The organism is Amycolatopsis sp., from assembly GCF_035276945.1.
GTDB lineage: Bacteria > Actinomycetota > Actinomycetes > Mycobacteriales > Pseudonocardiaceae > Amycolatopsis_E.
The window spans coordinates 61957-85209 of the sequence record NZ_DATELF010000059.1 but is presented as its reverse complement, the minus strand read 5'-3'; the positions used below and the strand labels follow the sequence as shown (position 1 = coordinate 85209).

Sequence of the window (23253 nt, the reverse complement as noted above, 5' to 3'; positions counted from 1 at the left end):
CTTCACAAGGAGTTTCACCATGCTCCCCAAGCGGGTGGCCAGACTGCGCCGCGTTGCCCTGATCGGGCTTGCGGGCGCACTTACGGTCTCGATGGCGGCGTGCGGGTCCAAGCGCGGCTCGGGTGAGGGTGTCAACGACACGCTCGTCTTCGGCGCCGCCGGTGCGCCGAAGAACTTCGATCCCATCTTCAACGACGACGGTGAGAGCTTCCGGCCCATCCGCCAGATGTACGACACCCTGGTCCGGTACAAGGCCGGCACCACGGAACTGGAGCCCGACCTGGCCACCGCGTGGACGCCGAGTCCCGACGGCAAGAGCTGGACGTTCACCCTGCGGCAGGGCGTCAAGTTCCACGACGGCACCCCGTTCAACGCCGCCGCGGTCTGCTTCAACTTCGACCGGTGGTACAACATGAAGGGCGCCGCCGCGCAGAGCCAGATGATCTACTACGGCGACGTCTTCGAGGGCTTCGCCAAGAACGAGGGCGACGCGACCGGCAGCCCGGTCTACAAGTCCTGCGAGGCCAAGGACGACACCACCGCGGTGATCAACCTGAACAAGGCCAAGGGCGCCCTACCGGACGCGTTCGGCCTCACCTCGCTGAGCATCTCCAGCCCGGACGCGCTGAAGAAGTACGACGCGGACAACGTCACCCAGAGCGGCGACTCTTTTAGTTACCCCGCGTACGCCACCGAGCACCCGACCGGCACCGGCCCGTTCAAGTTCGACAGCTTCGACAAGACCAACAACACCGTCACCCTGGTCCGCAACGACGACTACTGGGGTGACAAAGCCAAGGTCGGCAAGCTGATCTTCAAGATCATCCCGGACGAGAACGCGCGCAAGCAGGAGCTCGCGGCGGGCACGATCGACGGCTACGACTTCCCGAGCCCGGCCGACTACAACTCGCTCAAGCAGGCCGGTGACCAGGTGCTGATCCGGCCCGCGTTCAACATCCTGTACCTCGCCATCAACCAGAAGAACAACCCGAAGCTGACCGACGTGCGGGTCCGCCAGGCCATCGAGTACGCGATCAACAAGCAGCAACTCGCGAAGAACAAGCTGCCCGAAGGCGCCTACGCCCAGGACCAGTTCCTGCCGAACAACGTGGCCGGCCACACCAACTCGGTCGCGAAGTTCGACTACGACCCGGGCAAGGCGAAGCAGTTGCTGGCGGACGCGGGCGCGACGGACCTGACGCTGAACTTCTACGTGCCCACCGAGGTCACCCGGCCGTACATGCCGAGCCCGGTGGATATCGGCGCGGCGATCACCGACGACCTCAAGGCGGTCGGTATCAAGGTGAACGTGGTGCAGGAGCCGTGGAACGGCGGCTACAAGGACGACGTGCAGAAAACCGGCAAGCAGGACCTCCACCTGCTCGGCTGGACCGGTGACTACGCCGACGCGGGCAACTTCATCGGTACCTTCTTCGGCAGGCAGAAGAGCGAGTTCGGGTTCAACAACCCGCAGATCTTCTCCGCACTGTCCACTGCGGACGCCCAGGTCACCCCGGATGCCAAGAAGTCGGCGTACGAGCAGGCCAGCGTGCTGATCTCGCAGTACGTGCCGGCGGTTCCGCTGACCTCGTCGCCGCCGGCGATCGTGGTGGCGAAGAACGTCCACGGCCTTGTCCCGTCGCCGCTCACCGACGAGCGTTTCGCGACCGTTTCGAAGGGCTGATCCGGCGCTTTGGGGGGGAAGTGTCCTTACCGTTCGCGGTATAAGGACACTTCGCCCGGAGTGCCCCTCGTCAAGGGCCCCATCACATGCTGAGATTCATCATTCGCCGGTTGCTCCAGGTGATTCCCACTCTGCTCGTGCTGTCCATCCTGGTGTTCGCCTGGCTGCGCCTGCTGCCCGGCGGCCCGGCGGGCGCGCTGCTCGGCGACAAGGCGACCCCCGCCAAGATCGCCGACATGAACCGGATTCTCGGCCTCGACCAGCCGATCTTCGTGCAGTACTTCAAGTTCCTCGGCCGCGTGCTGACCGGTGACTTCGGCAGTTCGCTGGCCAGCGGGGACTCGGTGCTCGCCGAGATCGGCCGTAGATTCCCGGCCACCATCGAGCTTTCGGTGTGCGCGCTGGTACTGGCGGTCGCGTTCGGCATTCCACTCGGTTACCTCGCCGCGCGCTACCACGGGCGGTTCCTGGACAACGCCACGGTGATGACCACGCTGGTCGGCGTCGCCGTCCCGGTGTTCTTCCTCGGTGTGCTACTGAAGTACGTCTTCGCGCAGAAACTCGGCATCCTGCCGCCTTCGGGCAGGCAGGACGTGACCATCGACGCCACGCACCTCACCGGGTTCTTCGTGCTCGACGGCGTGCTCACCGGCGAGTTCGACGCATCGTGGGACGCGATCAAACACCTGATCCTGCCGGCGATCGCGCTGGGCAGCATTCCGTTCGCGGTGATCGTGCGGATCACCCGGGCTTCCGTGCTGGACGTGCAGCAGGAGGACTTCGTGCGCACCGCGGAGTCGAAGGGCCTCACCACGACGGTGATCCGGCAGCGGCACATCCTGCGTAACGCGCTGCTGCCGGTGTCCACCACGATCGGCCTGCAAACCGGCCTGCTGCTCGCCGGGGCCGTGCTCACCGAGACCGTGTTCAACTGGCAGGGGCTGGGATCGCTGATGTCCGAAGGCATCGCGCGCCGCGACTATCCACGGCTGCAGGCTTTGCTGCTGCTGGCCGCACTCGTGTACGTGATCGTCAACCTGCTGGTCGACATCTCCTACGCGATCATCGATCCGAGGATGCGGGTGCGATGACGGCCCCGAAACCGCTCAAGCGCAAGGCCGGCCGGATCGACGACCTCGCCTCGTCTTCGGGTGGGACCAGCCTCGCGGCGGACGCGTTCAAGCGGATGTCGCGCAGCCCGGTGGCGATCACCGGAGCGGTCATCACCGTCCTTTTCGTACTGCTGGCGATCTTCTCGCCGTTCCTGGCCCCGAAGAATCCCTACATTCCCTACGACGAGCTGAGGGCCACCCTGCGGCCGGACTCGATTCCCGGCCCGATGCCGGGTTTCGTGCTCGGCAGTGACCAGAACGGTTACGACTTCTTCTCGCGGCTGCTGGTCGGCTCTCAGCAGACACTGATCGTCGGCGTGTGCGCCACGCTGATCGGTGTCGCCGTGGGAATGGTCATCGGCGGGCTGTCCGGCGCGACGGGTGGCTGGGTCGACACGTTGCTGATGCGGTTCACCGACATCCTCCTCGCGATTCCCTCGCTGCTGCTGGCCATTTCGATCGCCGCGCTGTTCGCGCACGGTACACAGTGGACGGTCATTGTCGCGGTCGCGGTGGTGAACGTGCCGATCTTCGCGAGGCTGTTGCGCGGCGCGATGCTCGCCCAGCGGTCCAGCGACCACGTGCTCGCCGCGACCGCGCTGGGCGTGCGGCGGCGCACCATCGTGTTCCGGCACATGCTGCCGAACTCGATGGGCCCGGTCATCGTGCAGGCGACACTGACCCTGGCGACCGCGATCATCGACGCGGCCGCACTGTCCTTCCTCGGCCTCGGCGACTCGGACCCGAGCCGGGCCGAGTGGGGCCTGATGCTGGGTAAATCACAGTCCTATTTGGACGTCAAGCCGGAGCTCGCGTTCTATCCCGCGATCGCGATCATCCTGGTGGCGCTGGGTTTCACCCTGCTCGGCGAGTCACTGCGCGAAGCGCTCGACCCGAAGAACAGGCGGTAACGGATGGCCTTGCTGGAAGTCCGCGACCTTTCGGTGGTGTTCCGCCGCAAGGGCACGACGCCGTTCACCGCGGTGGACGGCGTGAGCTTCGACGTCGAGCCCGGCCAGACGGTCGGCCTGGTCGGCGAGTCGGGCAGCGGGAAGTCGGTGACCGCGCTGGCGATCATGGGGCTGTTGCCCAAGCGCGGCGCCGAGGTTCGTGGCTCGGTCCGGTTCGAGGGAGCCGACCTGCTCACGCTGTCCGACAAGCAGTTTCGTGACCGCCGCGGCCGTGACCTCGGCATGGTGTTCCAGGACCCGCTGTCCTCGCTGAACCCGGTGATCCCGATCGGTCTGCAGATCACCGAGGTGCTGGAGCGGCATCGCGGGATGGCCCGCCGGCAAGCGCGGGCCGAGGCGGCCGATCTGCTGAACCGGGTCGGGATCCCCGACCCGTCGCGGCGCCTGTCTGAGTACCCGCACCAGCTTTCCGGCGGGATGCGGCAGCGGACGCTGATCGCCATCGCCCTGGCCTGCCGTCCCCGGCTGCTCATCGCCGACGAGCCCACCACCGCGCTCGACGTGACGATCCAGGCGCAGATCCTGGCGCTGCTGTCCGAACTGGTGCGGGACACGGGCACCGCGCTGATCATGATCACGCACGACCTCGGCGTGGTCGCCGGGCTCTGCGACGAGGTGAACGTGATGTACGGCGGCCGGGTGGTCGAACGGGCCTCCCGTCACGCGCTGTTCAGCGCCTCCCGCCATCCGTACACGCACGGGCTGCTCGCGTCGATCCCGCGGCTGGACGCGCCGCGCGGCGAGAAACTGGTACCGATCAAGGGGTCGGTCGCGGACAACATTCCGTGGGATCAGGCCTGCGCCTTCGCCCCACGCTGCCCGAACGCGCTGGGCCGCTGCCGCGAAGTGAGCCCGAAGCTCGAACCGGACAACGGCGGGATGCTGCGCTGCCACAACCCCGTCGGCCCGCTGACTGCGGCGGCGGAGCGCCGATGAGCGACACTGGCGAAGCCCCCGGGCGCGGCGGTCCCGCATGACGACCGGGTGCGGGTGTCCCGCATGACGACCGGGTGCGGGTGTCCCACATGACGACCGGGTGCGGGTGTCCCACATGACGACCGGGTGCGGGTGTCCCGCATGACACAGGAGGAAGTGGACTCATGACCGCCCTGGTGAGCGTGGAAGGCATCGAGGTGCACTTCCCGATCAAGCGGGGTCTCGTGCTCGACCGCACGGTCGGCCACGTCTACGCCGTCGACGGGGTCGATCTGGAGATCCAGCGCGGGGAGACCTACGGCCTGGTCGGCGAGTCCGGCTGTGGCAAGACCACGCTCGGCCGCGGCCTGCTGCGGCTGGTCGAGCCGACCGGTGGCCGGGTCGTCTTCGATGGTGTCGATCTGTCAACGTTGAAGGGCGAGTCGCTGCGGAAGATGCGGCGGCGGATGCAGATGGTCTTCCAGGATCCGCTGTCCAGTCTCGACCCGCGTCAGTCGGTGGAGTCGATCCTGGTCGAGGGCATGCGGGCGCACGGCCTCGACAAGTCGAAGGAAAGTGCGCGCAAACGTTTGCGCGAGCTGTTGTCCGCGGTGGGACTGCCGAAAACCTCGTTGCGCAAGTACCCACACGAGTTCTCCGGCGGGCAACGGCAGCGCATCGGCATCGCGCGGGCGCTGGCCCTGGAACCGGACCTGATCGTGGCGGACGAGCCGGTGTCGGCGCTGGACGTCTCGGTGCAGGCCCAGGTGATCAACCTGCTGGAGGACCTGCAGGAGTCGCTCGGGCTCACCTACCTGGTGATCGCGCACGACCTGGCGGTGGTCCGGCACATCTCCGACCGGATCGGCGTGATGTACCTGGGCTCGCTGGTCGAGGAGACCGATTCGGAAACGCTGTACGCCGAGCCGGCGCACCCCTACACCCGGACGCTGCTGTCGGCGATCCCGGTGCCCGATCCGGTGGTGGAGGACAACCGCGAGCAGATCCTGCTGGCCGGTGACCTGCCCTCACCCGCGGCGCCGCCGTCCGGCTGCCGGTTCCACACGCGCTGCCCGTGGCGGCAGGAAACCCGGTGTGGCACCGAGCGTCCCCGGTTGCGGGAAATCGGCGCGGGACATCGGGTGGCCTGCCACTACGCCGAGGACATCCGGGCGGGCCGGATCGAGCCGCACGAGGTGCGGCCCGAACTGGTCGAAACGGAGGTCCCGGTGAACCCCGATGCGGTCCCACGCGCCGCGTCCGTGACCGAGATGCTCGAACCCTGACGCTTCGGCGACCTCTTCCGCGTACCCTGCACTGCAAGGGGATCTCGACAAAAGGGGTTGGACTTTGCACATCGACCACTGGCTGGAGACGATTCCGCCGCTCGTCGTGTACCTGATGGTCGGCGGGGTGATCGGCTTCGAAAGCCTCGGCATCCCGCTGCCGGGTGAGATCGTGCTCGTCAGTGCCGCGTTGCTGTCCTCCCGGCACATCGGTATCGACCCGCTGTGGGTGGGCGTCTGCGGGAGTGCCGGTGCGATCGTCGGCGACAGCATCGGGTACGCGATCGGGCGCCGGGGTGGCAAGCGCCTGTTCGACTGGGCCGGGCGGAAGTTCCCGAAACACTTCGGTCCCGAGCACGTTGCCAACGCCGAACGGATCTTCGCCAGACGTGGTGTGTGGGCGGTCTTCTTCGGGCGGTTTGTCGCCATCTTGCGGATCCTGTGCGGACCGCTGGCCGGGTCGCTGCACATGCGCTACCCGAAGTTCCTCGCCGCGAACGCCCTGGGCGGCATCGTATGGGCCGGCGGTACCACGGCGGCGGTGTACTTCCTCGGCATCGCGGCCGAGAAGTGGCTTTCACGGTTCTCGTACGTGGCGCTGGCAATCGCGATCGTCGCGGGGTTGATCATCAGCGTGGTGGTCAAGAAGCGCATGACCCACGGCAGTCACCAGGAGGACGAGGAGCCCGCCAGCCCCGCCGCCACCGCCGACCGCTGACCCCCGCGAGTCCCCACTCGCCGCCGCGAGTCCCCCTCTCAGCGCGCGTGAGTCCCCCGTTCGGCGTGTGCGAGAGCGTCACGAGAGCCGGACTCGCGCGTCGTGAGAGCCGGACTCGCGGGCTCCCTCGCCGACCGCCGGCGTTCGCGCAGCGAGCCCAGTAGCACGCCGCCGACGACGACGATCCCGGCGAAAACCTCGATCACCGCCGGGCGCTCGCCGAGCAGCAGGAACGACGCGGTCATCCCCACGACCGGGACGAGGAGGGAGAACGGTGCCACCACCCCGGCGGCGTTGCGGCGCATCAGCGTGACCCAGACGCCGGTGCCGATCACCGTGCCGACGATCACCACGTAGGCGAGCCCGCCGAGGCCGCGCCACCCGCTCGCGGTGCCCAGGGTCGCCAGCGAATGCCACTGCGCCGCTGGTCCCTCGAACAGCAGGGACAGCGCGAACATCGGGATCGGCGGCACGACCGACATCCACAGCGCCAGGTGCAGCGGGTTGGCCGGCCGGGCCTGGCGGGTGCAGATGTTGCCGATGGCCCAGCTCAGCGCGCCGAGCAGGGTGAGCAGTACCGGGAGCAGGGCGGCGGCCTCCGCGCGATGCCAGGCGATCATGGCCATTCCGCCCACGGCGAGCGCGATCCCGGTCAGTTGCCGGGCCGACAGGCGTTCGCGCAGGAACGACCCGGCGAGCACGACGGTGAACGGCGCGGACGCCTGGAGCACCAAAGAAGCGAGTCCGGTCGGCATGCCCGCGTCCATGGCCAGGAACAGGAACGCGAACTGGCCGGTGCCGAATCCGAGTCCGTAGCCGATCAGCCAGCCCGGACGCACCTTCGGCCGGGGGATGAACAGGATCGTGGGCACCGCGATGACCGCGAACCGGAGCGCGCCCGCGAGCAGGGGTGGGAACTGCCCCAGCATGGCGTGGATGGCGAGAAAGTTGATACCCCAGAGGAGGGCGACGCCGATGGCCAGGAAGCGATCGCGCAAACTCATGGACACAGCTTGTCGCCGTCCATTGTCAAGAACAATCGATATTGATTTAACAAACCGTTCAGCTATGCTTGATGGACGTGGATATCGGCAGGCTGCGGGCACTGCGGGAGTTCGCCGACAGAGGCAGTGTGACGGCCGCGGCACGGGCGTTGAACTGCACGCCGTCGGCGGTTTCCCAGCAGCTCCGCGCACTACAGGCCGAGGTCGGCTTGCCGCTCACGGAACCGGCGGGGCGGGGACTCCGCCTCACCGACGCTGGACAGGCACTGGTCATCAGGGCCGACGAGGTGCTGGCCGTACTTGATCGCGCCGAGGCCGAACTAGACATTTACCGGCGCGCACCTCGCGGACGCGTGCGGCTGGCCATCTTCCCGTCCGCCGCATTGCTGATGCTTCCTGGTCTGCTCCGCAGGGTCGCCCAGTTCGATGGTCTGGACGTGGACGTCCGTGACGTCGACATGACGCCACCCGAGGTACCCGCGCTGGTCGCGGACTTCGACATCGTGGTCGCACATCGCGACGAGCACGCCGAGCCCTTCCCAGCCGACCGCCTCGAGGTCGTGCACCTGTTGCGGGAACCCCTTGACGTCGCGTTCCCGTCCGACCATCCGCTGGCTTCCGGTGGAGACGTGGGGCTGGCCGAGTTGGCCAGGGAGCGGTGGATCTCGGTGGACGTCGGGTTCCCGGTCGACGACGTGCTGCGCTCGCTGGCGGTGCGCACCGGCATCCGGCCGCGAATCGTCCAGCGCATCAACGACTTCCGGATCACGGAGGCACTTGTGGCGGCCGGGCTGGGGATCGCGCTGCTGCCTCGCTACACGATGGACGTCGAGAGCGGGCGGCTGACGCGCCGCCCGCTCTCGAGCATCCGGGCGGGCCGGCACGTCGAAGCCGTGCTGCGTACCGGTGCTTCCGGGCGGCCCGCCGTGTCCACCGTCCTGTCCTGCCTGCGATCGGAAGTGGCCGCTGCCGTCGAAGGTGGCCCTCGGTGACCTACCGGTGGGCGCGGTTGATGGCCGAGACCACCGCCCGCAGCGACGCGGTGACGATCGACGGGTTGACCCCGACGCCCCAGTAGACCTTGTCCCCGATGGCACACTCGATGTACGACGCGGCCTGTGCGTCGTCGCCCGGAGTGAGCGTGTGCTCGCTGTAGTCCATGAGACGCAGGTCGAAGCCGATCGTCGCCAGCGCGTCGAAGAAGGCGGCGATCGGCCCGTTGCCGGTGCCGACGATCTCCTGCTCGTCCCCGTCCAGCCGGACGACGGCGTTCAGCCGGTAGTCGCCGTTCGCCGTGACGTGCTGGCTGAGCAGCTCCAGCGGGGATCGCGGCTCGAGGTACTCCGCCGAGAACGCGTTCCACATGGTGGCCGGGTCGACCTCGCCGCCCCTGGTGTCCGTGTGCCGCTGGACCACCTGGGAGAACTCGATCTGCAGCCGGCGTGGCAGGTCGAGCCCGTGCTCGGTCTTCATGATGTAGGCGACGCCGCCCTTGCCGGACTGGGAGTTGACCCGGATCACGGCCTCGTACGTGCGGCCGACGTCCTTGGGGTCGATGGGCAGGTACGGGACCTCCCAGCCGAACTCGTCGACCGGTACCCCGGCCTTCTCGGCGGCCGCGTTCAGCGCGTCGAAGCCCTTGTTGATGGCGTCCTGGTGGCTGCCGGAGAACGCGGTGAACACCAGGTCACCGCCCCACGGCGAGCGTTCGTGCACCGGTAACTGGTTGCAGTACTCCACGGTGCGCTTGATCTCGTCGATGTCGGAGAAGTCGATCTGAGGGTCGATGCCCTGGCTGAACAGGTTCATGCCCAGCGCGACCAGATCGACGTTCCCGGTGCGCTCGCCGTTGCCGAACAGGCAGCCCTCGATCCGGTCGGCCCCGGCCTGGTACCCGAGCTCCGCGGCGGCGATCGCGGTGCCGCGGTCGTTGTGCGGGTGCAGCGACAGGATCACCGAGTCCCGGCGGTCCAGGTTGCGGCCCATCCATTCGATGGAGTCGGCGTAGACGTTGGGTGTGGCCATTTCCACAGTGGACGGCAGGTTCAGGATGACCGGGCGCGACGGCGTCGGCTGCCAGATGTCGGTGACCGCGTTGCACACCTCGGCCGCGTACGACAGTTCGGTGCCGGTGTAGGACTCGGGCGAGTACTCGAACCGGAAGTCGGTGTCGGAGTACTTCGCCGCGTATTCCACGACCAGGCCGGCGGCCTGCAACGCGATCTTCTTGATGCCTTCCCGTTCCTCGCGGAACACCACCCGGCGCTGGAGGATGGACGTCGAGTTGTAGATGTGGACGATCGCGCGCGGCGCGCCTTCCAGCGCCTGGAACGTCCGCTCGATCAGTTCGGGCCGGCACTGGGTCAGCACCTGGATCCGGACGTCCTCGGGAATGGCTTCCTCTTCGATGATTTCGCGGACGAAGTCGAAGTCGGTCTGGCTCGCCGCCGGGAAGCCGACCTCGATCTCCTTGTAGCCCATGCGTACCAGCAGTTCGAAGAACTTGCGCTTGCGGGCCGGGGACATCGGGTCGATCAGCGCCTGGTTGCCGTCGCGCAGATCCACCGCGCACCACAGCGGCGCGCGCTCGATGCGGCTTGCGGGCCAGGTCCGGTCGGGCAGGTCGATGTCCTCGACCAATCGGTACCAGGGCTTGTACCGGTGTACCGGCATCGAACTGCCGCGCTGCGGATTCCAGACCGGCTGGTCGGCGGGCGCGGGACGGGACGGCTTGCGGATGTTGTTCACGGATAGTTCTCCTGCCGGGTTGTCGTCAACGGCGACCGGCGGCATCGCTGAGACCCGCGACGGGGGGCCGGTCTGATCAGGCCCCGTCGCGGCAGCGAAGCAGGAGAGCGCGTGCCACGGAAGCCACCCTATCGGGAGAAAGTTGATATTGGAAGCCGGGTATGAGATCCAACCGTTATCGCTGATCCTACTGACGGGTAGTAATCGGCGTGTCAGACTCCCCGCATGGCCGAGCACGCCGAAGATGCCGACAACCACTCGCCGCGTACCGAGCGAGCTGCCGACGTGGACTGGCGCCGGGTGAAGGACCAGGGTGTCTTGTTGCTCGCGGGTGTCGTCCGCTGGGCCGGCCTGATCTTCGCCGCCATCCTCGTGCTCCACGTCATCTTCGTGGTGGGTTCGGCGAACCCGGCCAACGGCATCGTGTCGTGGATGCGCGGCTGGGCCGACACGCTCGCGATCGGGTTCAAGGACCTGTTCCAGCCGGACGACGAAAAGCTGCGCGTGCTGGTGAACTACGGCGTCGCCGCACTGTTCTGGCTGATCGTCTCCAGCATCCTTGCCCGGATCATCCGCCGTCTCGGCGGCGCCGCCACATCCTGAGCCGAAGGAGCCGGTGGCCACTGGCGCTCGTTGCTGGTTTCCAGTGCGGTTCGTCGGCCAGCGAATCCATCAGCAAGCCGTCGTGCCAGGTGCCGCCCGGGCCGCGCTCGTACTGGCGCATGACACCGATCCGACCTTGGCGTGGCAGGCGATCGCCGCCTCGTTGTCGGGGCGGGGCCGATGACGAGCCGGTGGTGGCCGAACTCGTCGACCAGGTGCCGGGCGAGGGTCCGCACGGGCGTCGGTGCCCAGGCCCTGCCCATGCACGCGCGGATCGCGAGGTAGATGTCGATGGATGCGTGCCGGTATCGCGGATCGCCCTCTTCCGACCACTGGATCGCGCCGACGGTCTCATCCCGGTGCTCCATGGCCAGGACGCGGAGGTCAGGCGCGGCGAGTTCGGCGGCGAGATCGTCGCCCCAGCGGGCGTGGACCTCCGGGGTAGTGCGGCTCACCGCCAACGTTTCGATGTCGCCGGATTCGGCCGGGCGCAACGTCACCTTGGCGCCGCGCAGCACGGTCACGAGGGGTCCCAGGCTGGTTTGCCCCAGGTCCCGGTGAAGGCGAACTCGGCGAGGGGAAGCCGCTTGCGAGGGGAACGCTCGCGGGCCACGTCCCGCTCCGCCCCCAGCACCTCGGGCTCGGCCTGCGTCCCGACCGCGATGGCAACGCGCGGGACGGCTTCGGGTGGCACCGCGAAGTCACGGCGGACCGCTTCGGGGTCGAACCCCGCCATCTGGTGCGCGACCAGCCCTTCGTGGACGGCCTGCAGCACGAGGTTCTGCCCGGCCAGGCCGAGACCGTACTCCGCGTACTGGATCTCGCCCTTTTCGTTGCGCGTCACCATGATCGCGACCAGCAGCGCGCCCGCGCGGTGTGCCCAGGACTGGTTCCGCTCGGTCAGCGCGCCCAGAATGCGCTGGTACGTCGGATCGCCGCGGCGCCCGACGAGGTACCGCGCCGGCTGCGTGTTCCCGAACGAGGCCGCCCATCTCGCCGCTTCGAGCAGCGACCGCAGCTGGTCCCAGCTGACTTCCGCGGTCTCGTCGAGCGCCCTCGGACTCCACCGCTCACCGATGTCTTCCGCCAGGGGCGCACTGGTTTCGGCAGGTTTTCGCAACGGGCTCATCAGACCGCATACTACGAGCAACTCACGTCGGTCACCGTCGCCACGGGGAGCGACCCTGCTCGGCGGCGTTCGCACCACGGTGCTCCTGAACCGGGTACCGCCCCGCCCGTGGGCGGTGACGATCGCGTCCCCGTCCTTGCTGCCGCTGACGCTGTAGGTGACCGGTACCGGACCCGGCCACCACCCGGTGGACACCGAACAGTGCGATCACCCCGAAGACCACGCCGACCACCCCGGCGATGATGGTCACGTTGTTCGGGATCGGGATCGGTGAACCGCAGAGGGCCACTATGCCGAGCACGAGCGCGGTGATCGCGAAGCCCCTGCGCGGCGCCCTTGTCTTCGGCGGCATGGGCGGAGGCGGGGAAGTCGCCCTGCGGCACGGGAGTGGGCTGGGTCGTCGGGAACCTCGTCCTTTCCTGGTCGAGGTGTGCTTCGTCCCGCTGGCGAGGTCTGCCAGCGGTCGGTTGAACATTGTTTTAGGAAAATGATCAAACGGCGTACTTCCAGATCGTGAGCGAGTAGGCACCGAACCAGGCGCTGGCCAGCGTGATACCGAGCACCGCCAGCACGGCCGTGCTCGTACGCCGGTTGGCCAGGCCGATCGCGACCGGGATGAGCAGGATGATCGCCGCGGGCAGCAGGAACCGCGCCTTGGCGTGCATCAGGCTGCTGGACGCCAGTGCCATCACCATGACCAGGCCCGCGTACCAGAGCAGGGGCCATGCCACCCGCTGCCGGATGCCCACGCCGAGCAGCGCGACCGCGCCGGCGATCACGGCGAGGGTGAGCACGCTCATCGTGTACCCGCCGGAGACCAGCACCTCGCCGATGAACTTCGCCGTCTCGGCGCCCCAGTCGAACCGGGTGTCCCAGCCCTGCCATTCCAGTTCGGACCAGGTGCCGAGCTGGTCGATCAGGCCGGCTCCCGGCCGCACCTGATGACCCACCCACCAGAGGTAACCGACCAGCCCGGTGGGTGCGAGGACGACCGCGACCAGCGGCCGCCAGTTCCTCGCCCGCACCGCGAACACGAGTGCCGCCAGCCCAACCGCGACGATGAGTGCGAACGCCGAAGAGCGCACCAGCCCGGACAGCGCGCAGCACACGCCGGCCAGCCACCAGCGCCGCTCCAGCACCCCGATCAGCGCCCAGACGGCCAGCGCGCAGAACATCGCCTCGGTGTAGGCCATCGACAAGGCGATACCCATCGGTGCCGCGGCGAACAGGGCGACCAGCAGGTAGCCGGTCCGCGGCGAGCCGCCGCGCGCCAGCAGGCCGAGCCTGGCCACCCCGTAGGCCGCGGCCAGCCCGCACGCGGTCGTCGACAGCAGCGCGGCCGTGATCAGGTTCATGCCGGTCACCAGCGACAACGCGCGGGTGAGGTAGGGATAGGCCGGGAAGAAGGCGCGCGGTGTGTAGAAGTTCGGGTGGCCTTGTGCGTCGGTGAAGTAGCCGAGCTCGTAGCCGTACGCGGCGATGCGGAGGTACCACAGGCCGTCCCAGGCGGTGAGCCGGTCGACCAGGGTGTAGCTGTTGAACGACGACAAAATCGCGAGCACGCCGACGCCGACCGCACGGACGCCGAGGAAGATCGCCGCCGGAATGAAGGGCCGCCATCTCGCCGCGCGGTCGGTCGGAGGTTCGGCGAGTGGGAGAACTTCTTGTTCGGTTACGACCACCTCGTGAGTTTTCCACAATCCGCCTACCAGGGGTATGCCAGTGGCGGCTACCACACAGTGAGCTGGCCGTCGGCCGCCACCCCGGTAGTCTGCAAGCGACAGGGCACCGAGGAGGCGGAGTTCATCGTGGCGCTCGTAGTCCAGAAGTACGGCGGTTCATCCTTGGAGAGCGCCGATCGGATCAAACGCGTGGCCGAACGGATCGTCAAGACCAAGAAGGCGGGCAACGACGTGGTGGTCGTCTGCTCCGCGATGGGTGACACCACCGACGAACTGCTCGACCTCGCCCAGCAGGTGAACCCGGTCCCACCCGAGCGCGAGATGGACATGCTGCTCACCGCGGGCGAGCGCATCTCCAACGCGCTGGTCGCGATGGCCATCTCCGCGCACGGTGCCGAAGCCTGGTCGTTCACCGGCTCGCAGGCCGGGGTGGTGACCACGGCGGTGCACGGCAACGCGCGGATCATCGACGTCACGCCGAGCCGGGTGACGGACGCGCTGGCCCAGGGCTATATCGCGCTGGTCGCCGGGTTCCAGGGCGTCTCGCAGGACACGAAGGACATCACCACGCTCGGCCGTGGGGGTTCGGACACCACGGCGGTGGCGCTGGCGGCGGCACTGAACGCGGACGTCTGCGAGATCCTGTCCGATGTGGACGGTGTGTACACGGCGGACCCCCGGATCGTGCCCAACGTGCGGAAGCTGGACACCATCCCGTACGAGGAAATGCTCGAGCTCGCGGCGAGCGGGTCGAAGATCCTGCACCTACGCTCGGTCGAGTACGCCCGGCGTTACGGCGTGCCGATCCGTGTCCGTTCTTCCTACAGTGACAAGCCGGGCACGACGGTGGCCGGTTCGATTGAGGAGATCCCCGTGGAACAAGCGCTGATCACCGGTGTGGCGCACGACCGGTCCGAGGCCAAGATCACCATCACGGGAGTGCCGGACCATGCCGGGGCCGCCGCCCGTATCTTCCGGGTGATCGCCGATGCCGAGATCGACATCGACATGGTGCTGCAGAACGTGTCCAACACGGCGGGCCGCACCGACATCACCTTCACGCTGTCCAAGGCCAACGGTCCCAAGGCGGTCGCCCAGCTGGAGAAGATCAAGGAGGAGCTGGGCCTGGACTCGGTGCTCTACGACGACCAGGTCGGCAAGGTCTCGCTGGTCGGCGCCGGCATGCGCTCCCACCCCGGGGTGACCGCGACCTTCTGCGAGGCGCTGGCCAAGGTGGGCGTCAACATCGAGATCATCAACACCTCGGAGATCCGGATTTCGGTGCTGATCCGGGACACGCAGCTCGACGACGCCGTGCGCGCGATCCACGACGCCTTCGAGCTCGGCGGTGACGAGGAAGCGGTTGTGTACGCGGGGAGTGGTCGCTGATGGCGGACGTGCGAGCGGTGGTCGAGCCCAAGACCGACCAGGTGCGGGCGTCCCGCAGGACACTGCGAGTGGGAGTCGTCGGCGCGACCGGCCAGGTCGGCGGCGTGATGCGCAGACTGCTGGCGGAGCGGAACCTTCCGGTCGGCGAGATCCGCTTCTTCGCATCCGCTCGCTCGGCGGGCACCAAGTTGTCGTGGCAGGGCCAGGAAATCGTGGTCGAGGACGCCACCACCGCGGATCCGTCCGGTTTGGACATCGCGCTGTTCTCCGCGGGCGGGGCGACGTCGAAGGCGCAGGCCCCCCGGTTCGCCGCGGCCGGGGTCACGGTGATCGACAACTCGTCCGCGTGGCGGATGGACCCCGAGGTCCCGCTCGTGGTCAGCGAGGTCAATCCGCACGCGATCGGCCGGGCCCGCAAGGGGATCATCGCCAACCCGAACTGCACCACGATGGCGGCGATGCCGGTGCTCAAGCCGCTGCACGACGAAGCCGGGCTCGTCCGGCTGGTCGCCAGCACCTACCAGGCGGTGTCGGGGAGCGGGCTGGCCGGCGTCGGCGAACTGGCGAGCCAGTTGAGCGCGGTGGGCGAGCGAGCGGCCGAACTCACCCACGACGGGGACGCCGTGCCGTTCCCCGAACCGGCGAAGTACGTCCGGCCGATCGCGTTCAACGTGCTGCCCATGGCGGGGTCCATTGTGGACGATGGTTCGCTCGAGACGGACGAGGAACAGAAGCTGCGCAACGAGAGCCGCAAGATCCTGGACATCCCCGAGTTGCTGGTGTCCGGGACCTGCGTGCGCGTGCCGGTGTTCTCCGGGCACTCGCTGTCGGTCAACGCCGAGTTCGCGCGGCCGCTGTCGGTGGAGCGTGCCACCGAGTTGCTGGCCGGGGCGCCGGGTGTGGAGCTGACCGACGTGCCGACCCCGCTCCAGGCGGCGGGCAAGGACCCGAGCTACGTCGGCCGCCTCCGAGTCGATCCCGGCGTCGAAGGTGGCCGCGGGCTGGCGCTGTTCATCTCGAACGACAACCTCCGCAAGGGCGCGGCCCTCAACGCGGTCCAGATCGCCGAACTGATCGCGGCCGCCGCATAGGTCCGTACCGCAACTACCCGCCGCGAGTCCCGCTTTCCCGTCGGGCGAGTCCGGCTCCCGCGACAGGCGAGTCCGGCCTTCACGACACGCGAGTCCGGGTTCCATGGTGGGCGAGTCCGGGTTTCGTGTGGGGCGAGACATCCCGCTTTCCGGTCGGGCGAGTTCCGCGTTCAGGCGCGCGAGTTCGGCCTTCCGGTTCGGAGCCGACTGGGAGGCCGTTTCCGGCCCCGGGCTCACCGCGCTCGCGCGGGCGCACCTCGCACCCCACTCACCGTTGCTCAGCGTGTTCGGAAACGACAGCCGCCATGTCACCGGTACTTTGGGGACATGAAGCTGGTGCGGACGGTCGGTCTGGGGATCGGGTTGCTGGTTTTGCTGACGGCGTGTGAGCAGGTCGGCTCGGCGGCGGACAAGGCGAGCGTCTGCACCGAGGCACTCGGCCTGGCGAACCTGAACCCGAACGTCGATCCGGAAAAGCTGGTGAGCGATGCGGCGCAGAAGGCCGACCGGTTGCAGCAGTTGGCGAACGAGGTCTCGGACCAGGACCTGAAGCAGAATCTGTTCACCCTCGCCGACTTCTACGTCTCGATGGAGAAGCGCAAGGCCGACGAACTCGGCAACACCGCCGACTGGATTCGGCGGAACGCGAACAACATCGCCGCACTCCGCGCCGCCTGCCTCTAAACCTCGGCTGGTGCGACCTGCTGGAGCGGCGCCGTCCGGCGCAGGGCCAGCCCGGCCGAGGCGATCACCAGGCCGCCCAGCCCTGCCGCGACGAAACCCATCGCCGGGGTGGAGCGGTCGATCGCGAACCCCGCGACCGGGCCGCCGACCGCCAGGCCCAGCCGGGTCGCGGAATCCAGCAGGCCCATCGCCTCGCCGCGAACCTTGGCCGGGGACAGCGTGGTGACCTCCTCGACGGTGGTGGAAAGCGTCGGCGCGCACGCGAAGTTCGTCGGGAGAAGCGCGATCGCGAGCAGCCACCATGGCTGGCCGAACAGGCCGGCCGGGATCACCAGCACGGTCAGCAGGATCATCAGTGCCGGCAGGGAGAGCGGGCGGCGGACCGCGCCGTGCAGAACCCCGCCCAGCGCCGAGGCGAGGCACATCGCGGTGATCACCGCGCCGGTCCACTCGACCGCCCCGGTGGCGCGGAGCGTGGCGAGTGTGGCTACCTCGGTGCCGACCAGGCAGAACAGCACGCCGAAGCCGATAAGCAGGATGGCCAGCAGCCGCACGCTGAGCCAGCCCCGCAACGGCGGGCGATCTCCGATTTCCTCGTTCTCCCGCCGGATGGGCGGATTCCGCAGGCAGAGTACGAGGCAGAGCAGGCCGAGGCTGATGCCGATCCCGGTCAGCGCGGCGGTGCCGGACACCTGAGTGGCCAGCGCGACGCCCACCGTCGGCCCGATCATGAACGACGCCTCGAGCGAGATCGAGTCCAGTGAGAAGGCCGTGCGCCGGTGCTCCGGCGGGACCAGCGCGGTCAGCGCCTGCCGCGCGATCGAGCCCACCGGCACGGCGAGCATTCCCGCCGGTAGCGCGACCGCGACCAGGGCCTGGTACGGCAGATGCGGGGCGGCCACCCAGTAAGCGGCGGACGCGATGCCGCAGCAGGCGATGATCGGGCGCAGGCCGTAGCGGTCGATCAGCCGCCCGGCCAGCGGGGCCCCGATCGCGCTGCCCAGCGTGGTCGCGGTGCCGACGAGTCCGGCGGCCCCGTAGCCGCGGCCCAAATCGGTGACCACATGCAGGGTGAGTGTGATGCCCGTCGCGGTCAACGGCACTCGCGCCAGCAGCATCAACAGCAACATGCCTGGTACGCCGGGCAGCCCCAGCACGTTCCGATACGCGCGCACGCATCGGAGTCTGGCACGACCGTGCAAGTCTTTTCTCTCGCCAATCGAGAAAGTGAAAGCTACTATCAAAAGGTAGTCGCATTCAGATTGGAGGACGAGAGATGGCGGTACGGAGGTGGTGGGCGCTGGGTGCGCTCGCCGTGGCCTTGCTGGCTTTCGGGCTCGACGTCACGGTCCTGTCGGTCGCGTTGCCGACGCTCGCGCTCGACCTGCACGCGTCGACGAGCCAGTTGCAGTGGTTCTCGAACGCCTACACGCTGGTCCTGGCAGCGGGGCTGCTACCGGCCGGCCTGCTCGGCGACCGGTTCGGGCCGAAGAAGCTGTTGATCTCGGCGCTCACCCTGTTCGGCCTGGCTTCGCTCGGCTGCGCGTACGCCAGTTCGGCGGGGATGCTCATCGCCGCCAGAGCGGTGCTCGGCGTCGGCGCGGCGTTCCTGGTCCCGCTGTCGATGTCGGTGCTCACCGAGATGTTTCCGGGCCGGGAGCGCGGCCGGGCGATCGCCGTCTGGTCGGCGGCCATGGCGGTCGGCATCCCACTCGGGCCGGTGGTCGGTGGCTGGCTGCTGGACAACTTCTGGTGGGGTTCGGCGTTCCTGATCAACGTGCCGCTGGTCGCGGTGGGCGTGGCACTGCTGGCCTGGTTGCTGCCGGAACTGCCTGGAAACCCCGGCCAGCGGATCGATGTCGGCGGGATCCTGCTGTCCAGTGCCGGGCTGGTCGCCGTGACCTATGGTCTGGTCGAGGCGGGCGATCGCGGCTGGGGCGCTCCTTCCGCGCTGGTGCCGATGATCGCCGGGGCGGGGCTGATCACGACCTTTGTCGCCTGGCAGCGGCGGGCGGCGCATCCGCTGGTCGACGTCGGCCTGTTCCGCTCGCCCGGTTTCCGCTGGGGAAGCGTGCTCGCGACGCTTGCCTCCTTCGCGATGATGGGTGCGATGTTCCTGCTGCCGCAGTACTTCCAGGCGATGTTCGCCACGGATGCGCTCGGTACCGGCCTGCGGCTGCTTCCGCTGGTGGGCGGGTTGCTCGCCGGTGTGCAGATCGCCGACCGGGTCCGCAGGAAGTTCGGCGCGAAAGTCGTCGCGGCGCTTGGTTTCCTGTTGATGGGCGCCGGGCTCGTGACGGGCGCCTTCACCGGCACCGGCGACGGGTACTCGTTCGTGGTGATCTGGGTGAGCCTGGTCGGGCTGGGTCTCGGGTTCGCGCTTCCGTCCGCGATGGACATCGCGATGGGTGCGCTCGTGGCCCCCGGTTCGCCGGGGCGCAGCGGCGTCGGATCGGCTTTGATCCAGGCATTACGCCAGGTCGGCGGCACGCTGGGGGTCACGATCCTGGGCACGGTGCTCAACGCCGGTTACCGCGACCGGCTCCCCGGAAACGTGCCGGGGCCGGTCCGGGACGGTGCGGTGTCCGGGGTGCGTTTCCCGGGCATGGCCGGGCCGGTGCGGTCGGCGTTCGTGCACGGGATGAGCGGCACGCTGTGGGTTTGCGCGGTCGTCGCGGTCGTCGGAGCGATCTTGGCGGCCGTCTTCCTGCCGCGCACCGCCGAGGATGTGGTGCAGGCAGAATCGGGGCATGAGTTCGTCGCGGGGTGACCAGCCGGGATTACGGGAGCGGAAGAAGGCCAGGACGCGGGCCGCGATCCAGGACCACGCGCTGCGGCTGTTCATCGAGCAGGGCTACGAGAACACCACGGTCGAGCAGATCGCGGCCGCGGCCGAGGTCTCGCAGAGCACCTTCTTCCGCTACTTCCCGACCAAGGAGGACACGATCGCCTACGACCGGCTGGACCCAATCGCGATGCGGGCTTTCCTTGACCAGCCGCCGGATTTGCCGCCGATCACCGCCCTCCGGACCGCCCTCCGGCAGATGCGTGCGTCCCTGCGAGCCGAAGAGTCCGAACTGGAGAGCGCGCGGCAGCGGCTCATCATGACGGTGCCCGAACTGCGAATGAGGTTGATGGACCAGATCACCGCCGGGATGGATCTGCTCAACCACGCCGTGGCCGAGCGAACCGGGCGGAGCCCCGGCGATCCCGCCGTGCGGACCTGGTCGGGTGTGGTGGTGGGGGTCGTGCTCGCCGCGTTCCTCGAAACCTCCGATGAGCCGGGACGATTCATCCAGGCCTTCGACGAGGGGCTCGCCCGGCTCGAGGCCGGACTGCCGCTTTAATCCGGAAGGCGGGCCAAGCCCATGCGCAGGGCGCCCGCCGCTTCGGCCATCGCCTCCCGGAACCGGGTGCCGATGCCGAAGAAGTTGACGTAGCCGTGAATGAGATCCGGCTGACGGCTGAGCGCGACCGGCACGCCGGCGTCCCTGAGCTTCTCCGCATACGCTTCGCCTTCGTCGCGCAGCGGATCGAAGCCCGCCGTCGCGATGTAGGCGGGTGGCAGCCCCGAGAAATTTCTGGCCAGCAACGGAGAGAGCCGAGGGTCGTCCCGGTTGACACCGACCGGCACGTAGTGGTCGAGGAACCAGTTCATGTCCTCGTCGGTGAGGAAGAACCCGCTGCCGAACAGTTCCCGGGATCGTCTTCGCGTGGTCGCGTCCACCCCCGGGTAGAGCAGCAACTGGAAGGCGGGGGCGGGACCGCCGCGACGGGTGGTGAGCTGGGCGGTGACCGCCGCCAGGTTGCCGCCCGCACTGTCGCCGCCGACCGCGATGCGGTCCGGGTTCGCGCCCAGATCCTGCGCCTTGGCATGCGCGTAGTCGAACGCCGCCAGCGCGTCCTCGGCGGCCGCCGGGAACGGATTCTCCGGTGCGAGGCGGTATTCGACCGACAGGACCCGGACACCCGCCCGCTGGGCGAAGTACCGGGCGGTGTTGTCGTGGCTGGCCCGCGTACCGATGACCCAGCCGCCACCGTGGAAGTAGACCAGCATGCCGGATCCCCTCGGCAGCCCGCCCGGTGTGTACAAAGTGGCCAGCAGGTCGTCGCCGAGCATCAGTTCGCGGATGCTGACGGGCTCGATCGGCTTGCCGGCGGCCGCATTCTGGGAGGTGGCCAGCCGCGCGCGAATCTCGGCGGGGTCGCCTCCGCTCAGCGTCACGCCCGCGATCCGGTGGAGCCGGAGCAGCAGCTGGGCTTCGAGCGCGAGTTCAAGGCCATCCAGCCTGATCGGCCTGCCCGCGATGAGTCTGCGCAGTGGGCGTGGCAAAGAGAAGATCATCTTCAGCGAGGCCGCTTCCACGCGGCTTCGGAGTGGGATCCGCATGAATGGAGGTTACTTTCGAGTACGCGCGAGGGCCAGCAGAGACCGTTACGGAGCACGAATCGTTGCATCCGAACGCTTCGTGTGTCACGACGGCGGCTTCCATGGCGCGGCCCGCCACGCCGTTCGCGCGGGAGCACGCTGCCGACTTCCGTGGGGTGGTGGCAGTCTCAGAATCTGGTCATCGGGTCAACTGGAGGTACTAGCCTCGATGACGTGGCGGAGAACTCGATGGTCAAGGTGCTCGGTATCGGCGGTTCCCTGCGCGCGGGCTCCCAGTCCGAACGCGCCCTGCACATCGCGCTTCAGGGCGCCGAAGAGGCAGGGGCGCGAGCGCACGCCATTACCGGTAGCGACCTCGTCCTGCCCTTCTACGACTCGGGGATCCCGGATCGCACGCCTGAGGCCCTTCGCCTGATCGAGGCGATCCGGCAGGCCGACGGCCTGATCATCGTGTCGCCCGGATACCACGGCGCCCTCTCCGGGCTGATCAAGAACGCCCTCGACTACGTCGAGGACCTTCGCCCCGACGCCCGGCCCTACCTCGACGGGCGTGGGGTCGGCCTGGTCGCGGTCGCCTACGGCTGGCAGGCCGCCGTCACCACGCTTGACCAGCTCCGCACCATCACACACGCGCTGCGCGGCTGGCCGACGCCGCTCGGTGGGTCGGTGAACACGGCGGAGGTCAAGTTCGACGAGGCAGGCGGCGCCTCCGACGAGAAGATCGTCACGACTCTCCGCCTGATCGGCAGGCACGTCGTGGAGTTCGCCCGCGGGCGGTAGAGGATTGTCGGCTCCCGCTCTGGGTATACCGTGGCGGGAGGTAATAGCCAGATGGTCGACGTGTTGTACACGGCCGCCGCGACAGCTCGCGGCGACGGCCGTAACGGCGAGGTGACCTCGTCGGACGGGTTGATTGACGAGCAGCTCGCGGTGCCCAAGGAGATGGGCGGTCCCGGGGGCTCGAGGACGAATCCGGAACAGCTTTTCGCCGCGGGTTACTCGGCCTGCTTCCACGGCGCGCTGCAACTAGTGGCGCGACAGGCGAACGTGCGGCTCAGTGGCTCCGAGGTCACCGCCCAGGTTGGTATCGGCAAGGACGGTGACGCGTTCGCGCTGAAGGTCAAGCTGGTGGCCCACCTGCCCGGGCTGGAGCAGGGCAAGGCCAACGAGCTGGCCGCGCAGGCCCATCAGGTGTGCCCGTATTCCCGGGCCACCCGCGGAAACATCGAGGTCGAGGTAGCGGCCACGACCTGAGCAACCACAAGGGAGGTTTCGATGGCGAACTCACCGATCAGGAGTCCGCTCACCGAAAGCGACAAGGAGATCACCGGCCACGTGCTGCAGGCCACCCTGACGGATCTGGTGGACCTGGCGCTGATCGCCAAACAGGCGCACTGGAACGTCGTGGGTTCGAACTTCCGGAGCGCCCACCTCCAGCTGGACGAGCTGGTGGACGTCGCGCGCGGCTTCGTCGACGACGTCGCCGAGAGGGCCAGTGCCATCGGCGTCTCGCCGAACGGCAAGGCCAGGACCGTGGCGGAGAGTTCGGGACTGCCCGATTACCCGGAGAAGTGGCAGAGCGTGGAGTCGACGGTCGCGGCGATCGTGGAGATCCTCGCCGTGCTGATCCAGCGTCTGCGCAAGCGGATCGACGAGACCGACAAGAGTGATTTGGTCACCCAGGACCTGCTGCTCGAAGTGACCCAGGAGCTGGAGAAGCAGCACTGGATGTGGCAGGCCCAGCAGGCCTGACGCGAGGGGTCTGGGGCTTGACCCCAGGAAGGGACAACCGGCGTGACGCTCGCGTCACGCCGGTTGTCGCCTGTGCGGGTCAACAACTTTGGGTG

23 protein-coding genes are annotated in these 23253 nt (G+C 68.4%); 16 read left to right on the top strand and 7 right to left on the bottom strand.

All coding sequences use genetic code 11. From position 1 onward, the window contains the following. Window positions 1-19: 19 nt before the first annotated feature. The 6 genes from VJT49_RS09820 to VJT49_RS09795 all read left to right on the top strand — a co-directional run bounded on the left by VJT49_RS09820 (window position 20) and on the right by VJT49_RS09795 (window position 6686). Window positions 20-1684, top strand: coding sequence for an ABC transporter substrate-binding protein (locus VJT49_RS09820; RefSeq protein WP_324164425.1), 1665 nt, complete (start codon window positions 20-22; stop codon window positions 1682-1684). A gap of 86 nt (window positions 1685-1770) precedes the next feature. After that, window positions 1771-2775 (top strand): ABC transporter permease, encoded by a 1005-nt coding sequence (locus VJT49_RS09815; RefSeq protein WP_324164424.1) that lies wholly within the window; start codon window positions 1771-1773, stop codon window positions 2773-2775. After that, complete coding sequence (locus VJT49_RS09810) at window positions 2772-3707, top strand: ABC transporter permease (protein ID WP_324164423.1); 936 nt, start codon at window positions 2772-2774, stop codon at window positions 3705-3707. Before VJT49_RS09815 ends, VJT49_RS09810 begins: the two co-directional genes overlap by 4 nt. 3 nt (window positions 3708-3710) lie before the next feature. Next, on the top strand, window positions 3711-4703 hold the full coding sequence (locus VJT49_RS09805; protein WP_324164422.1) for an ABC transporter ATP-binding protein: 993 nt from the start codon (window positions 3711-3713) through the stop codon (window positions 4701-4703). Between the two features lie 164 nt (window positions 4704-4867). Beyond that, complete coding sequence (locus VJT49_RS09800) at window positions 4868-5968, top strand: ABC transporter ATP-binding protein (RefSeq protein WP_324164421.1); 1101 nt, start codon at window positions 4868-4870, stop codon at window positions 5966-5968. Between the two features lie 64 nt (window positions 5969-6032). Beyond that, complete coding sequence (locus VJT49_RS09795; protein ID WP_324164420.1) at window positions 6033-6686, top strand: DedA family protein; 654 nt, start codon at window positions 6033-6035, stop codon at window positions 6684-6686. 38 nt (window positions 6687-6724) lie between these two features. Here VJT49_RS09795 and VJT49_RS09790 read toward each other — a convergent pair whose 3' ends face one another. After that, on the bottom strand, window positions 6725-7690 hold the full coding sequence (locus tag VJT49_RS09790) for an EamA family transporter (RefSeq protein WP_324164419.1): 966 nt from the start codon (window positions 7688-7690) through the stop codon (window positions 6725-6727). Window positions 7691-7767: 77 nt separating this feature from the next. Between VJT49_RS09790 and VJT49_RS09785 the strand changes: the two genes are divergently transcribed. Beyond that, the gene (locus VJT49_RS09785) at window positions 7768-8682 is read left to right on the top strand and encodes a LysR family transcriptional regulator (protein ID WP_324164475.1); all 915 of its coding nucleotides are present in this window, start codon (window positions 7768-7770) and stop codon (window positions 8680-8682) included. A 1-nt stretch (window position 8683) separates the two neighbouring features. On the opposite strand, the gene leuA is transcribed toward VJT49_RS09785, so the two are convergent. Further along, the gene (gene leuA, locus VJT49_RS09780; RefSeq protein ID WP_324164418.1) at window positions 8684-10483 is read right to left on the bottom strand and encodes a 2-isopropylmalate synthase; all 1800 of its coding nucleotides are present in this window, start codon (window positions 10481-10483) and stop codon (window positions 8684-8686) included. Between the two features lie 180 nt (window positions 10484-10663). Here leuA and VJT49_RS09775 point away from each other — a divergent pair, with 180 nt between their 5' ends. Then, entirely contained in the window at window positions 10664-11041 is a 378-nt protein-coding gene (locus VJT49_RS09775; protein WP_324164417.1) for a hypothetical protein, read from the top strand. A 520-nt stretch (window positions 11042-11561) separates the two neighbouring features. Here VJT49_RS09775 and VJT49_RS09770 read toward each other — a convergent pair. The 3 genes from VJT49_RS09770 to VJT49_RS09760 all read right to left on the bottom strand — a co-directional run bounded on the left by VJT49_RS09770 (window position 11562) and on the right by VJT49_RS09760 (window position 13852). After that, window positions 11562-12170 (bottom strand): nitroreductase family protein, encoded by a 609-nt coding sequence (locus VJT49_RS09770; protein WP_324164416.1) that lies wholly within the window; start codon window positions 12168-12170, stop codon window positions 11562-11564. A gap of 31 nt (window positions 12171-12201) precedes the next feature. Further along, window positions 12202-12522: a hypothetical protein gene (locus tag VJT49_RS09765; protein ID WP_324164415.1), complete on the bottom strand. Its 321-nt coding sequence runs from the start codon at window positions 12520-12522 to the stop codon at window positions 12202-12204. A 139-nt stretch (window positions 12523-12661) separates the two neighbouring features. Next, the gene (locus tag VJT49_RS09760; RefSeq protein WP_324164414.1) at window positions 12662-13852 is read right to left on the bottom strand and encodes a hypothetical protein; all 1191 of its coding nucleotides are present in this window, start codon (window positions 13850-13852) and stop codon (window positions 12662-12664) included. Window positions 13853-13978: 126 nt separating this feature from the next. Here VJT49_RS09760 and VJT49_RS09755 point away from each other — a divergent pair, with 126 nt between their 5' ends. From VJT49_RS09755 to VJT49_RS09745, 3 genes are all read left to right on the top strand, one after another. Continuing rightward, complete coding sequence (locus tag VJT49_RS09755; protein WP_324164474.1) at window positions 13979-15241, top strand: aspartate kinase; 1263 nt, start codon at window positions 13979-13981, stop codon at window positions 15239-15241. Then, on the top strand, window positions 15241-16332 hold the full coding sequence (locus tag VJT49_RS09750) for an aspartate-semialdehyde dehydrogenase (protein WP_324164413.1): 1092 nt from the start codon (window positions 15241-15243) through the stop codon (window positions 16330-16332). The genes VJT49_RS09755 and VJT49_RS09750 overlap by 1 nt, the downstream gene beginning before the upstream one ends. 327 nt (window positions 16333-16659) lie before the next feature. Further along, window positions 16660-17016: a hypothetical protein gene (locus tag VJT49_RS09745; RefSeq protein ID WP_324164412.1), complete on the top strand. Its 357-nt coding sequence runs from the start codon at window positions 16660-16662 to the stop codon at window positions 17014-17016. Here VJT49_RS09745 and VJT49_RS09740 read toward each other — a convergent pair. Next, window positions 17013-18134, bottom strand: coding sequence for an MFS transporter (locus VJT49_RS09740; RefSeq protein WP_324164473.1), 1122 nt, complete (start codon window positions 18132-18134; stop codon window positions 17013-17015). The two genes, VJT49_RS09745 and VJT49_RS09740, sit on opposite strands and share 4 nt — an antisense overlap. Before the next feature lie 158 nt (window positions 18135-18292). On the opposite strand from VJT49_RS09740, the gene VJT49_RS09735 reads away from it, so the two are divergent. After that, window positions 18293-19786 (top strand): DHA2 family efflux MFS transporter permease subunit, encoded by a 1494-nt coding sequence (locus VJT49_RS09735; protein WP_324164411.1) that lies wholly within the window; start codon window positions 18293-18295, stop codon window positions 19784-19786. Beyond that, the gene (locus VJT49_RS09730; protein WP_324164410.1) at window positions 19767-20363 is read left to right on the top strand and encodes a TetR family transcriptional regulator; all 597 of its coding nucleotides are present in this window, start codon (window positions 19767-19769) and stop codon (window positions 20361-20363) included. Before VJT49_RS09735 ends, VJT49_RS09730 begins: the two co-directional genes overlap by 20 nt. Here VJT49_RS09730 and VJT49_RS09725 read toward each other — a convergent pair. Further along, window positions 20360-21406 (bottom strand): alpha/beta hydrolase, encoded by a 1047-nt coding sequence (locus tag VJT49_RS09725; RefSeq protein ID WP_324164409.1) that lies wholly within the window; start codon window positions 21404-21406, stop codon window positions 20360-20362. The two genes, VJT49_RS09730 and VJT49_RS09725, sit on opposite strands and share 4 nt — an antisense overlap. Before the next feature lie 237 nt (window positions 21407-21643). Here VJT49_RS09725 and VJT49_RS09720 point away from each other — a divergent pair, with 237 nt between their 5' ends. The 3 genes from VJT49_RS09720 to VJT49_RS09710 are packed head-to-tail and all read left to right on the top strand — an operon-like array spanning window position 21644 to window position 23158. After that, window positions 21644-22186, top strand: a complete 543-nt coding sequence (locus VJT49_RS09720; protein WP_324164472.1) for an NADPH-dependent FMN reductase — start codon at window positions 21644-21646, stop codon at window positions 22184-22186. A gap of 51 nt (window positions 22187-22237) precedes the next feature. Beyond that, window positions 22238-22660 (top strand): organic hydroperoxide resistance protein, encoded by a 423-nt coding sequence (locus VJT49_RS09715; RefSeq protein ID WP_324164408.1) that lies wholly within the window; start codon window positions 22238-22240, stop codon window positions 22658-22660. A gap of 21 nt (window positions 22661-22681) precedes the next feature. Next, window positions 22682-23158, top strand: a complete 477-nt coding sequence (locus VJT49_RS09710; protein WP_324164407.1) for a DNA starvation/stationary phase protection protein — start codon at window positions 22682-22684, stop codon at window positions 23156-23158. Window positions 23159-23253 lie beyond the last annotated feature (95 nt).

What these genes read in the sequence shown, in the direction of transcription:
- VJT49_RS09820 (WP_324164425.1), top strand. Translation starts at nt 20, where the DNA reads ATGCTCCCCAAGCGGGTGGCCAGACTGCGCCGCGTTGCCCTGATCGGG.
- VJT49_RS09815 (WP_324164424.1), top strand. Translation starts at nt 1,771, where the DNA reads ATGCTGAGATTCATCATTCGCCGGTTGCTCCAGGTGATTCCCACTCTG.
- VJT49_RS09810 (WP_324164423.1), top strand. Translation starts at nt 2,772, where the DNA reads ATGACGGCCCCGAAACCGCTCAAGCGCAAGGCCGGCCGGATCGACGAC.
- VJT49_RS09805 (WP_324164422.1), top strand. Translation starts at nt 3,711, where the DNA reads ATGGCCTTGCTGGAAGTCCGCGACCTTTCGGTGGTGTTCCGCCGCAAG.
- VJT49_RS09800 (WP_324164421.1), top strand. Translation starts at nt 4,868, where the DNA reads ATGACCGCCCTGGTGAGCGTGGAAGGCATCGAGGTGCACTTCCCGATC.
- VJT49_RS09790 (WP_324164419.1), bottom strand. Translation starts at nt 7,690, where the DNA reads ATGAGTTTGCGCGATCGCTTCCTGGCCATCGGCGTCGCCCTCCTCTGG.
- leuA (WP_324164418.1), bottom strand. Translation starts at nt 10,483, where the DNA reads ATGCCGCCGGTCGCCGTTGACGACAACCCGGCAGGAGAACTATCCGTG.
- VJT49_RS09775 (WP_324164417.1), top strand. Translation starts at nt 10,664, where the DNA reads ATGGCCGAGCACGCCGAAGATGCCGACAACCACTCGCCGCGTACCGAG.
- VJT49_RS09770 (WP_324164416.1), bottom strand. Translation starts at nt 12,170, where the DNA reads ATGAGCCCGTTGCGAAAACCTGCCGAAACCAGTGCGCCCCTGGCGGAA.
- VJT49_RS09765 (WP_324164415.1), bottom strand. Translation starts at nt 12,522, where the DNA reads ATGCCGCCGAAGACAAGGGCGCCGCGCAGGGGCTTCGCGATCACCGCG.
- VJT49_RS09750 (WP_324164413.1), top strand. Translation starts at nt 15,241, where the DNA reads ATGGCGGACGTGCGAGCGGTGGTCGAGCCCAAGACCGACCAGGTGCGG.
- VJT49_RS09745 (WP_324164412.1), top strand. Translation starts at nt 16,660, where the DNA reads ATGAAGCTGGTGCGGACGGTCGGTCTGGGGATCGGGTTGCTGGTTTTG.
- VJT49_RS09740 (WP_324164473.1), bottom strand. Translation starts at nt 18,134, where the DNA reads ATGCTGCTGGCGCGAGTGCCGTTGACCGCGACGGGCATCACACTCACC.
- VJT49_RS09735 (WP_324164411.1), top strand. Translation starts at nt 18,293, where the DNA reads ATGGCGGTACGGAGGTGGTGGGCGCTGGGTGCGCTCGCCGTGGCCTTG.
- VJT49_RS09730 (WP_324164410.1), top strand. Translation starts at nt 19,767, where the DNA reads ATGAGTTCGTCGCGGGGTGACCAGCCGGGATTACGGGAGCGGAAGAAG.
- VJT49_RS09725 (WP_324164409.1), bottom strand. Translation starts at nt 21,406, where the DNA reads ATGCGGATCCCACTCCGAAGCCGCGTGGAAGCGGCCTCGCTGAAGATG.
- VJT49_RS09715 (WP_324164408.1), top strand. Translation starts at nt 22,238, where the DNA reads ATGGTCGACGTGTTGTACACGGCCGCCGCGACAGCTCGCGGCGACGGC.
- VJT49_RS09710 (WP_324164407.1), top strand. Translation starts at nt 22,682, where the DNA reads ATGGCGAACTCACCGATCAGGAGTCCGCTCACCGAAAGCGACAAGGAG.